This is a genomic window from Paraburkholderia sp. (assembly GCF_024281035.1).
In the GTDB taxonomy this organism is placed as follows: Bacteria; Pseudomonadota; Gammaproteobacteria; order Burkholderiales; family Burkholderiaceae; genus Paraburkholderia.
This window is the reverse complement of record NZ_JAMXLH010000008.1, coordinates 81,169-92,166: the sequence shown is the minus strand read 5'-3', so window position 1 is coordinate 92,166 and position 10,998 is coordinate 81,169. Positions and strand designations below refer to the sequence as shown.

The following is a 10,998-nucleotide window of genomic DNA, read 5'->3' as shown; positions in this document are numbered from 1 at the left end:
CTCGGCATGGGTCAGCGAACGCTTCGGCCTCAGGCCGCTGCTGATCCTCGGCTGCATCGCCGCCATCGTTTCGGGCTTCACGATGCCGCCGCTGCTCGGCAGCGGCGTGCTGCCGCTCGTGCTGCTGTTCCTCGTGATCCAGTTGTTCCTGATGGGCGCCACCTTCGCCCCGATGGGCGCGCTGCTGCCCGAACTCTTCCCGACCAGCGTGCGTTACACGGGCGCGGGCGTCGCGTACAACCTCGGCGGCATTCTCGGCGCGTCCGTGGCGCCGTATATCGCGCAGGTGCTCGCCGCGCGCGGCGGGCTGTCGTGGGTCGGCGCCTACGTTTCGATTGCAGCCGCCGTGAGCCTGTTCGGCGTCCTGAGCATGCGCGAGACGCGTCACAACACATTGATGTAACGCAACGCGCTTCAATCAAGGCAAAAGCGGAGCCGCTGCTCGCGGACTCCGCTTCTTTTGGTCGCTTGGTGCGTGCGCGGCGCCTGACTATACTCGGAACGACCGGTCAGAAATTCCGCGGAGACTCCGGTTCGCCAACCCTGCTCTTGCCCCGCTGGGAGCCGACGATGAACATTCATCTGAGCAACGCCGACGTCGTCCTGATCATCGCGCTCGCGTTGGGCTTTTCGCTCGTGCTGGCGGCCCGCTGGCGAACCGCGAGCTGGCGTGCCGTGGTGATCGAGGCGGTCGCAGCCAATATTGCGGCCATCGTGGCTGTCGTCGCCATGGAAATGTTGCTCGCCTGACCGGCATCGGGGTTGCGGCATTCGCGCAGCCCTCTTCCTCCCGAACGGTCATTAGTAGTAGCCGCGATGGTAGCCGCCGCCACCGTAGTAGCCTCCGGCCGGCACCACGATGCATCCGCCGAGCGCCACTGCGAGCAGCGCGCCTGCAACGATGGTTAGCGTCAGTCGTTTCACGTCATTCTCCCGTCGAGTCAATGTTGGTTGTCCGGCCTCTCGGTGAATGGCCTTTAGACGGTTCTGATTGAACACGACGGCGCCTTCGCGAGGCGTTGCAATTTGTAAGTGGCCGTTCGAGGCGTGTTACAGCCGAGGCGGCGCAGCGCGCTTTCGCGCCGCGCGCGCAAGATTCGCCAATCTGCGGCGACACTTTTAACAAACCGGTAAACGGAAGTTTGAGCGCCGTACGGCATCGCGTCTGAGCAATGCCCCAGGACGACCGGGCAATCGTGCGGCTGGGTGAGCGGGTGCGCAGTCAGGTGCGTAGTCAGGTGCCGATTCAGGCAGCCGAAGCGAAAGCGCCGCCAGCCGTCGTATTACCACGCGGCGGATAGACCTGATCGACGGCATCGAGCGCGACCTTGACGGGCGGAACGTGGAAACCGTCTCCAATCGAAATCGAACGCCCCGGCGCACGCACGCCCGTGTGTTCCGACGACGTCGTGACGAAGATCATGACAGTCGGCCGGATGAGCGCGTGGCTGAGGTGGACGAAGCCGGTATCGGTGCCGACGACGAGCGCCGCTTCCTCGATACGCTGCGCGACCTGTCTCACGGTGAGTTGCGGCAGCACCACGGCGCCCGGCACGAGCGCTGCAATTTCGACGGCCGTCGCGCGCTCGACCTCCGAGCCCCAAGGCAATTCGATGCGCAGGCCGCGCGCCTGCAATGCGAGGCACAGTTCGCCCCAATGCGCGACCGGCCACTTCTTCTCGTCCTTCGACGTCGCGTGAAAGATCATCGCAGTCGGGCTTTCCGGTGCGGGCAGTGCGTCGCCCAGGCGCGGAATGCGCATGTTGAACTCGGGCGGCGTGTCGACCGTATAGCCGAGCGCTTCGCCTGCGCTCACGCGCATGCCGGTCCATGCATCGCACGCCGGGCGCGGCCCGAAACGACCGTTGTACGCAAATGCCGCTCCGCGCTCGCCGAGGTCCTTCCCGAGATAGCCGAAGCGCCGCTTCGAACGTGCGAGCCACGCAATGATCGCGCTTTTATACACGCCGTGGATATCGATGATGACGTCGTAGCGCTCGGCGCGCAGTTCGCCGATCGAAGCCAGAATCGCCTTGAAGTCGCTCCAGCGGCGCGTCTTCTTGAAGCGGCGCAGCGGCGCGTACAGCACGCGATCGACCCCGGCGTTCCAGCGCACGATATCGACGAACGCTTCGTCCGCTGCCCAGTCGACTTTCACGCCGGGAAAAGCACGGTGAATGTCGGCGATAACCGGCAGTGCCTCCACGATGTCGCCCAGCGAGGTCACCTTAACAACCAAAATTCGTTTCATTGTCCCGCCGACCCACGATACGTCCAATTTTTTGAGATTCTAACGGAATCGACGGCAGCAACGGGCCTGGGTCAAACAAGCTGCAAATCGCATCGGTCCCTTCTTTTCAGGATGTAAACCGGGCCGCGCACACGCGCTGTGTCCCTGAAAGGAGGAGAGCTGCGGCGCGTCGCCCCTGAAGACGGAAGCGATGACGAGTGCTTGCCTGCCGGGTATTCCGGCCGGAATTGTCGCGCGGTCACGATTGAATCTGAGGATGCGCGCGCAAAATCGCTTGCACACGCAAGGGAACGGTCACGGCAGCACGACTGCTGTGACCCGCGGAGAAAGGCAAACGAAGGACAACGTCTGCGCCGTGCACGGCACGAGGGCCGCGCGCGGCGTCATCAGGCTTGCGGAATCTCGATCTTGACCTCGAGCACTTCGAGGTCGTCCTGACGTTCGAGACTGACGCGAATATCTTCGTCGGAGATCTTCACGTACTTCGAAATCACCGCGACCAGTTCGCGCTGCAGCGCCGGCAGATAATCGGCAGGCGGATGGCCACCTGCCCGCTCGTGCGCAATGATGAGCTGCAGGCGTTCCTTCGCTACCGAGGCGGACTTTCTCTTTTCGCCGAGAAAAAACGAAAGAAACGACATGAGTTGCGCCTCCTTTACTTGTTGCCGAAGAGGCGCTGAAAGAGGCCCGGCTTCTGGTAGTCGGTGAAACGAAGCGACTTGTCTTCGCCGAGAAAGCGCGAGACGACGTCCTTATACGACTCGGCGACATCGGTGCCGTCCAGGTGAACGGCCGGCAAGCCCTGATTCGACGCATGCAGCACGGCTTCCGATTCCGGAATCACGCCGATCAGTTCGATGCGCAGGATCTCCTGAATATCGCCGAGCGAGAGCATTTCGCCTTCGCTCACGCGCTTCGGGTTGTAGCGCGTAATCAGCAGGTGCTCCTTGATCGGATCCTGGCCCTCGATCGCGCGCTTCGTCTTCGACGAAAGCATGCCGAGAATACGGTCCGAATCGCGCACCGACGACACTTCCGGGTTCGTCACGATGAGCGCCTCATCGGCGAAGTGCATGGCGAGCAGCGCGCCCGATTCGATGCCCGCGGGCGAATCGCAAATGATGTACTCGAAGTCCATCCCGATGAGATCGTCGATGACCTTCTCGACGCCTTCCTTCGTGAGCGCATCCTTGTCGCGCGTCTGCGAGGCCGGCAGGATGAAGAGGTTCTCGCACTTCTTGTCCTTGATGAGCGCCTGGTTCAGGTTCGCTTCACCCTGGATCACGTTGATGAGGTCGTACACGACGCGGCGCTCGCAACCCATGATGAGGTCGAGATTGCGCAGACCAACGTCGAAGTCGATGACTGCGGTCTTGTGGCCGCGCAACGCGAGGCCCGATGCGAAACTCGCGCTCGTGGTCGTCTTGCCCACGCCACCTTTGCCCGAAGTCACCACAATGATTTTTGCCATTCCCTTACCTTGCGTTCGTCAATTTCTTCAGTTTTGCCCCATCGCGTACCGCGCGCCGCCACTGCGTGCTGCAAGAAGCGCGCGAGGCAGCGCCTCAGGTGAGCCTCAACGGTTCGATCAACAGCTTTTCCTGGTCCAGCCGGATCTGCACAGGCTTGCCGGCCACGTCGGCGCTCAGCGGCACTTCAGTGGTGCGGTAGATGCCCGCAATGGAAATCAGCTCCGCTTCGAGACACGTGCAGAAAATGCGCGCATCGTGATTGCCGTGCACGCCCGCGAGCGCGCGGCCGCGCAGCGGCGCGTAAATGTGAATGTTGCCTTCGGCGATCACTTCCGCGCCGTTCGACACGAGGCCGAGCACGACAACGTCGCCCTTCGCGTAGATGCGCTGCCCCGAGCGCAGCGGCCGGTCGATCACGAGCGTCGGTTCGGCGCGCGTGACAGCTTGCGCGGTCTCGACAGCCGCCACTGCGGCCTCGGCAGCGGCTTCGCTCTCGACGCCGGCGCGCCCGGATTGCGCTCCGGAAGCGGACGCGTCTTGCGCCTCGGAGGCCGTTGCTGCGGCAACGGCAGGCGCTTCCTCCGCCACGGGCTTCGCATTCGAGCCGCGACGGTCGCGCGCTTCGAGCAACGGCAGCCCGGCGTGCGCGGCCCAGTCGTGCTGCGCAGGCTGCGCCACGACGCCGACCGGACGCATGCTCACGCTTTCGAGCAGGCGCGCGATGTCGCCGAGCGCAACCGCCTCGCCGTCGCCGAGTCGCCGCACGTCAATGGCGACGGTATCGTTTGCGAAAAATTCCGGCGTGGCCTCGAAGCGCCGTGTGAGTTCGGCGCGCATGGCATCCACTTCGGTTGTCTTGACCACGAACAGAAGCGTATCGACTGAGCCGCTCTTCAGTTCGAAATATGGCGATTTCCTGGGCGACATGGCGTTCGACGAAAAATTTTGCGTATTTTACAGGCGTCGACGCGCGCGGCCACCATTTTTAGCGGCCCGATCACCCGGCGACAAAACGAATGCAACGCGCCGCGCGCACGATGCGCGCGCCACAAGCGCGCCCGCCCCGCATGGCACGCGGATTGCCCGAGATTGAATCGAATGGGGAACGATGAAGCGACGACGCGTTGCGGGACTTGATGCGCGGTCAATTCGACGACGCGCTGCGCAGGCTGCTTGCGACGCCACGCACGAGCAGCATTTCCCACTGCTCAGGCGAGTGCTTGCTGCGCACGTGATCGCCGGTTGCGACGAAACCGAGGCGCTCGTAAAAGCGCATGGCGGTGGTGTTGTTGTCGGTGATCCACGCGAAGACCTGCGTCGCGCCTTCGGCGATGAGCCAGTCGATCGCGGCGTTCAGGAGCAATTCCCCGCCGCGCAGGTGCCGGACGGCGGGCGCGACCCACAGCGCCGAAACGAACGCGCGGCGCGCCGGCTCGGTTTCGAAGCTCGCGCCGATGAGCCCGGCCGGATGGCCTTCGGTGTAGAGAATGAATGACGTGCAGGCGCGCGAGTCCGCGTAGCGAGCCGCGGCGGCATCGAAAACAGCTGCATCGGTCAGGAGCGCGTCCTCAAGCGTTGCATCGCCGAACGCGTACGGCGCATCGCGCAATGACGCAGTTCGAAGCTCGCGCAACACGGCACCCTGATCGGCAGCGATGCGGCGAACGGTCAGTGACGGACTCATGCAGTCGTAAACCCCTATAAAGCATTAACGCGTAGCTTTAACCGAACGCGTCCGAGAGTCAAATCCTTCTTTCACAAAAATGACCGATCGTCGCGCACATGGCACTGTACGATCGGTCTCGCGGCGCTCATGGCGCTCATGGCGCCTCGTAGTCGCCGGTGCCGTCGGGCCATGGGGTCAGCAGCTCGTAGCCGTCGTCCGTGACGGCCACCATGTGCTCCCACTGCGCCGATAGCGAGCGGTCTTTCGTCACCACGGTCCAGCCGTCGCGCAGGACGGCGGTGCCGGCGCGGCCCGCATTGACCATCGGCTCGATCGTGAAGACCATGCCCGGCTTCAGGCGCAGGCCCTGCCCCGGCTGACCGTAGTGCAGCACCTGCGGTTCTTCGTGATAGACCTTGCCGATGCCGTGGCCGCAATATTCGCGCACGATCGAAAAGCCATCGGCCTGCGCGCGCCGCTGGATAGCGTGCCCGATGTCGCCGAGCGTCGCGCCCGGCTTCACCTGGCGGATACCGGCGACCATCGCCTCGTACGTGGTATCGACGAGCTGACGACCGACCGTGCTCGGCGTGCCGACAGTGTACATGCGGCTCGTATCGCCGAAATAGCCGTCCTTGATGATGGCGACGTCGATATTGATGATGTCGCCGTCCTTGAGGATCTCATTGCTGTTCGGGATGCCATGGCACACGACCTGGTTGACCGACGCGCAGATCGTCTTCGGAAAACCGAGGTAGCCGACGTTCGCCGGCACGGACTTCAGCGTATTGACGATGAAATCGTTGCAGATCGCGTCGAGCTCGTCGGTGGAGACGCCGGGCCTCACGTGTGCGCCGATCATGGCGAGCACCTCGGCGGCAAGGCGGCCAGCGATGCGCAAACGATCGAGGTCGGCGGCGGACTTGTAGGTTATAGCCATCTGTGGACCGAAATGGGCGCGGTGGCGCCAGCGGCACCCCACGCAAAATTCAAAGGAGCGATTGTACCGGGCACGCAACCGCCATCGTAGGCAGGTACGAATCAAGCCCAATTCGGGCGCGATTCGGGCGCGATTCGGGCGCGATTCGGGCGATATCCGGTCGTCCATCGTCCAGAGCCAGCCTGCGTATCTTACAACGTCGGCAAAACGCCAGGCCATGCGCCTCTTCACGGAATCGCGGTTCCTGGCCGCTGACCTGCAACAAGATGCGCTACATCAGGTTCGCAGGCGCTGTGTCGGCATTGCCGCCGCTTCGGTAGATGTAATGCGACTCCAATCTGGGTTTGGCAGCTTCGTTCAGATCTTCCGGATGGCCAATCTGCCATGCGCGCAATTTGCCACACCGACATCGGTGGAACACCGATTTGGCGAATTTTACTCAAGGCACACGTTCTACTTGCATCTACATTACTCAAATGCGGCACGCGTTAGGAAACACCTCTGTTCTAACGCGATAAATCATTGCTTTTTAAGTGATAATTCAACAACATTCGCATTACCCGTGTAAGAAAGAGCTATTTACTAAGCGATCTGTACGCGTCATCATTTGTTCATTAACGAATTCAAAATGAATGACCATGGCCATATCGGGGATTGTTTCCGTTGGAATTCTCGGAGCTGCGATTCTTGCGGGTTTAGAAATTCCAGGCATGAAAATTCGCCTGCACAAAGCGATTGCACGGCGGCCGGCAGAACATGGGCAAATCGGTACAGACCGCCGTCTATGTCGCGATCCTCTCGCACAAACGCCGGACCGGAGCGAACTGGCGCATATCATTTCGGCATGCGACAGCCATTGCTGTGACAAAGCGGTGGCCTTGGCGATCGACATTGAACACAACCGCCACGAGCCCTACCCGCGCGAGTGGGAATAGCCGTATCGGTTTGAATGATCCACCAGCCAGTGCCCGATCACGTCAGCAACCGGTTCGGCCTGCTTGAGCGCTGTAGCGTGCTCTTCTCGCACGCTCTTCTGCAGCGCACCGTTTGAATTGCCTCGCCAATTTCCCGTCGACATGGGGAGAATTGCGCCGACACACTAACACTCGTTTCGATCCGGGATTTCTATAGCCGACGACCTTCGGTCATTGGCTGGCTGTTCGACGTTTGCTGCAAACCTTTACCGCGAATTCATCAACAGGCGGCGCGCCGCGACCGATTCGATTCTTGCGCGGCTGCCGGTCAAACCGCCGCTAGTGGTCAAAACCAGTTCGCTCGCAATGATGATCGAAAGCGACTGCATCACATTGCTGACGCGCTCGCAAATCAGCGCGGCTTATCCGGGCAACGAAACGGCAGCGCTGGAACTGGAAACACTGGAAGCCAGCTGTACGGTCGGTTATACGATACGTAGCAACCCGCTCAGCACCGCCGTTCAGGAGGCGCAATCCGACCGCTTTATGAAGGAATGCAAAGTGATTGTGTGAGACCGGTTCATGCCGATCAACCGATGCGCGCGCAACCGAATGCCACGCCCGGATTTCTCGATTCGAATTTACCAATACGTCGAAAATCTCAATCACCCTGCCGAAAAACCCCGACCCTTCTGACATCTAGATGTAACGCTCAGATTTTATCGTGGCCTCACCTCCGATCGCTCACACAAACGTATAGACGTCTAGGCTTTGTGGCGATGGAATCTGGCAGCCGCGAGGCGTCGCCCGTGGATTCGGCGTTGGCATCGTATTCCGATCGGAATACGCGTCAGACCCGAAACCGGAACCCGCATGGATCGCGGGGGACGTTGCGTAGACATCTATCTACGCGGCCAGCCGGAAGGAGCGCAGCAAAAGCCGGCTCGCTGGAGCGTTCTTCGAGGCGGTTAGCCGCTGTCGGGAGCAAAAGGTTGGAAACGCGTAGTCCGCGTGCCCTGTGGACCGGGTCAGGACCCATAGTTAACGACGAGAAACCATACCCATGAAAATGAAATCTTCCTTCCTTCTCGCAGCGGCGGCACTCTCATTCGCTGCCGGCCTGGCCCACGCCGCCGACACATGTCCGAACGACGGGACCGTCCGTTTCGGCGTCGAACCGTATGAGGCTGCGGCGCAGCTCGTGCCGGTCTACACCGACATTGCGAAGCTGATCGGCGACAAGCTCGGGTGCAAGGTCGAGGTGTACGTCGCGACGAGCTACAACGCCGAAATCGAAGCAATGCGCAACAAGAAGCTCGAATTCGGCCAGTTCGGCCCGCTCGGCTACGTGCTCGCGCATCAGGTTGCGAACGCGCAGGCCGTGGCCTCGTTCGGCGGCGCCGACGGCAAGCCCTCGACCTACACCGCGTCGATCGTGACGTGGCCGGGCAGCGGCATCACGAAGATCGCCGACATCAAGGACCATTCGTTCGCGTACTCGGACCCGGCGTCGACATCGGGCCACCTGTTCCCGGCGTACGGCCTGAGCAAGAACGGCATCGATCCGGATCACGGCGTGAAGGCCCTGTACGCAGGCAGCCACACGGCATCGTTCGAAGCGATCCGCAATCACAAGGTGCAATCGGGCGAGCTGAACAGCGACGAGATTGCAAGCGCGAAGCTGCACAACGAATACGACCCGGCCGCTTATGTGACGCTGTGGCAATCGGACCCGATTCCGCTCGATCCGATGGCGATCCGCGGCGATCTGCCGGAAGCGTTCAAGGCGAAGCTGGCGAACGTGCTGCAAACGCTGGATTTCCACTCGCTGCCGGCGACGGACCAGAAGTTCATCGCTTCGGCTGCCAGCCCGCAACTGAAGATGGTTCCGCAGACGGACGACTCGTATAACCAGATCCGCGATCTGATCAAGACGCTCCACGTCGATCTGGCGAAACTCTGATGAACGCGATGCAGCAGAGCATGGCCGATGGCATGAGATTCGAGCCGATGGCATTTCCCGCGTTCCCGGAAACGGGAACACGGGCACCGGGCAACGCGTCGGCCGGCATCGGCATGCGTCTTGCCGTGCGCAACCTGGTGATGCGCTATCCGAACGGTCATACGGCGCTCGACGGCGTGAGCCTCGAGGTCGGTGCGGGCGAGATGGTCGTGATCCTCGGCAGCAACGGTTGCGGCAAGTCCACGCTGATGAAGTGCGTGGTCGGGCTGAACCACCCGACCGGCGGCTCGGTCGAGGTCGCAGGACGCGACCTCGCCGCGCTGAGCGGCCGGGCGTTGCGTGAGGCGCGTATGCCGATCGCGCTGATTTCGCAGCACGCGAATCTGGTCAAGCGGCGCAGCGTGCTGGCGAACGTGTGTACGGGCGCGCTCGGCCGTCACCGGTCGCTGTCGACCATGCTCGGCTGCGTGCCGAAGAGCGAAATCGAGCCCGCGCGCGGGTTTCTCGACGAGGTCGGCCTGCTGCATCTCGCGCATCAGCGCGCGAGTACGCTGTCGGGCGGCCAGGCGCAGCGCGTCGCCGTGGCGCGCGCGCTCGCGCAGCGGCCCCAGGTCGTGCTTGCCGATGAACCTGTCGCGAGCCTCGATCCCGAAGCCGCAGACGACGTGATGAAGCTGTTGCGCCGTCTCGCCACCGACGACGGCCTTGCGGTCGTCGCCGTGCTGCATCAACCCGAACTGGCGACGCGCTACGCGGATCGCCTGATCGGCATGCGCGGCGGTCATATCGAATTCGACGAGCGGGCGTCGTCGGTCGGCATGCACCAGATCTCGAACCTTTACGTTGCGCAAGCCTCATGAATAGCGTTACCTCGTCGCGGACCGCCCGCGAGCCGGGCCGCAGCTCGCTCTCGAAGATCGCGGCGTTTGCCGCGTTCGTCGCCTTGTTCGTTCAGGCCTGCTACGGCGTGCATGCGCGTCCGCAGGACCTGATCACCGGCGTGCACGGAATGGCCGACATCATCTCGCGCGCCACGCCGCCGGATTTCAGCCAGTTCGGGCCGAGTCTCCAGCCGATCATGGAGACGATCGATCTTGCCGTGTTCGGCACGGTGCTCGGCATCGTGCTCGCGTTTCCGCTCGCGCTGCTCGCGGCGTCGAACGTGAGTCCCGCGCGGCCGCTGTATTTCCTTGCGCGCGCAATCATCGGCGTTACGCGTTCGGTGCCGGACCTCGTGTGGGCGCTGCTGTTCGTGACGGCGGTCGGTCTCGGCGCGTTTCCGGGCGCGCTTGCGCTCGGCGTGCACTCGGTCGGCATGCTCGGACGTCTGTTCTCCGAAGTCATCGAAGACATGGACATGGGCCCGGTCGAAGCGCTGACACTGACCGGTGCAAGCCGCCTTCAGGTGTTCACGCATGCGGTGGTGCCGGGCGTGCTGCCGACGCTGCTCGGCATCAGCCTGTACCGCTTCGACGAGAATCTGCGTTCGTCGCTGGTGCTCGGTTTTGTCGGCGCGGGCGGGATCGGGTTCATGCTGCTGACCGCGATGAACCTGTTCCAGTACCAGACGGTGTCGTATCTGCTGATCGTCACGTTCGTGCTGGTGGCCGTTGCCGAACGCGGTTCCGCGTTCCTGCGCAGCCGCGTGCAGTAAGAGGCGGCAGTCGTCTGATAAGACTAAGCGCGCGATCTCCGGCGCCCCATTCGTTGCAGCGTGAGCCACGCCGGCCAGGCGCAGGCGATCGGCCCTCTCGGGAGCAATCCCGAGGGGGTTTTTGTTTTGTCGTATCGC

14 protein-coding genes are annotated in these 10,998 nt (G+C 62.6%); 7 read left to right on the top strand and 7 right to left on the bottom strand.

The window, feature by feature from the left end; all coding sequences use genetic code 11:
* A partial coding sequence (locus tag Q0L30_RS02270) for an MFS transporter (RefSeq protein ID WP_296650616.1) occupies window positions 1–403 on the top strand: 403 nt, incomplete at its 5' end.
* A 167-nt stretch (window positions 404–570) separates the two neighbouring features.
* Window positions 571–750 carry a hypothetical protein gene (locus tag Q0L30_RS02265; protein WP_296650614.1) on the top strand — a complete coding sequence of 60 codons (180 nt, stop codon included), beginning with the start codon at window positions 571–573 and terminating at the stop codon, window positions 748–750.
* 51 nt (window positions 751–801) lie between these two features.
* Here the strand turns inward: Q0L30_RS02265 and Q0L30_RS02260 are convergent, their stop codons facing one another.
* The 7 genes from Q0L30_RS02260 to map all read right to left on the bottom strand — a co-directional run bounded on the left by Q0L30_RS02260 (window position 802) and on the right by map (window position 6,329).
* Window positions 802–924: a hypothetical protein gene (locus Q0L30_RS02260; protein ID WP_296650612.1), complete on the bottom strand. Its 123-nt coding sequence runs from the start codon at window positions 922–924 to the stop codon at window positions 802–804.
* 322 nt (window positions 925–1,246) lie between these two features.
* Window positions 1,247–2,251, bottom strand: coding sequence for a lipopolysaccharide heptosyltransferase I (waaC, locus tag Q0L30_RS02255; protein WP_296650610.1), 1,005 nt, complete (start codon window positions 2,249–2,251; stop codon window positions 1,247–1,249).
* 386 nt (window positions 2,252–2,637) lie between these two features.
* Window positions 2,638–2,892 (bottom strand): cell division topological specificity factor MinE, encoded by a 255-nt coding sequence (gene minE, locus Q0L30_RS02250; RefSeq protein ID WP_293033061.1) that lies wholly within the window; start codon window positions 2,890–2,892, stop codon window positions 2,638–2,640.
* Between the two features lie 14 nt (window positions 2,893–2,906).
* A complete protein-coding gene (minD, locus tag Q0L30_RS02245; protein ID WP_296650600.1) occupies window positions 2,907–3,722 on the bottom strand; it encodes a septum site-determining protein MinD in 816 nt (271 codons plus the stop codon).
* 94 nt (window positions 3,723–3,816) lie between these two features.
* Window positions 3,817–4,650: a septum site-determining protein MinC gene (gene minC, locus Q0L30_RS02240; RefSeq protein ID WP_296650599.1), complete on the bottom strand. Its 834-nt coding sequence runs from the start codon at window positions 4,648–4,650 to the stop codon at window positions 3,817–3,819.
* 217 nt (window positions 4,651–4,867) lie between these two features.
* Window positions 4,868–5,407, bottom strand: coding sequence for a GNAT family N-acetyltransferase (locus tag Q0L30_RS02235; protein WP_296650596.1), 540 nt, complete (start codon window positions 5,405–5,407; stop codon window positions 4,868–4,870).
* Between the two features lie 136 nt (window positions 5,408–5,543).
* Window positions 5,544–6,329, bottom strand: coding sequence for a type I methionyl aminopeptidase (gene map, locus Q0L30_RS02230; protein WP_296650595.1), 786 nt, complete (start codon window positions 6,327–6,329; stop codon window positions 5,544–5,546).
* A 632-nt stretch (window positions 6,330–6,961) separates the two neighbouring features.
* Here map and Q0L30_RS02225 point away from each other — a divergent pair.
* From Q0L30_RS02225 to phnE, 5 genes are all read left to right on the top strand, one after another.
* The gene (locus tag Q0L30_RS02225; protein ID WP_296650593.1) at window positions 6,962–7,264 is read left to right on the top strand and encodes a hypothetical protein; all 303 of its coding nucleotides are present in this window, start codon (window positions 6,962–6,964) and stop codon (window positions 7,262–7,264) included.
* Between the two features lie 213 nt (window positions 7,265–7,477).
* Window positions 7,478–7,816 (top strand): hypothetical protein, encoded by a 339-nt coding sequence (locus Q0L30_RS02220; RefSeq protein WP_296650590.1) that lies wholly within the window; start codon window positions 7,478–7,480, stop codon window positions 7,814–7,816.
* 490 nt (window positions 7,817–8,306) lie between these two features.
* Window positions 8,307–9,206 carry a phosphate/phosphite/phosphonate ABC transporter substrate-binding protein gene (locus tag Q0L30_RS02215; RefSeq protein ID WP_296650587.1) on the top strand — a complete coding sequence of 300 codons (900 nt, stop codon included), beginning with the start codon at window positions 8,307–8,309 and terminating at the stop codon, window positions 9,204–9,206.
* Entirely contained in the window at window positions 9,206–10,066 is an 861-nt protein-coding gene (phnC, locus tag Q0L30_RS02210; RefSeq protein WP_296650585.1) for a phosphonate ABC transporter ATP-binding protein, read from the top strand. The genes Q0L30_RS02215 and phnC overlap by 1 nt, the downstream gene beginning before the upstream one ends.
* The gene (gene phnE / locus Q0L30_RS02205) at window positions 10,063–10,860 is read left to right on the top strand and encodes a phosphonate ABC transporter, permease protein PhnE (RefSeq protein ID WP_296650582.1); all 798 of its coding nucleotides are present in this window, start codon (window positions 10,063–10,065) and stop codon (window positions 10,858–10,860) included. Before phnC ends, phnE begins: the two co-directional genes overlap by 4 nt.
* Window positions 10,861–10,998: the final 138 nt, after the last annotated feature.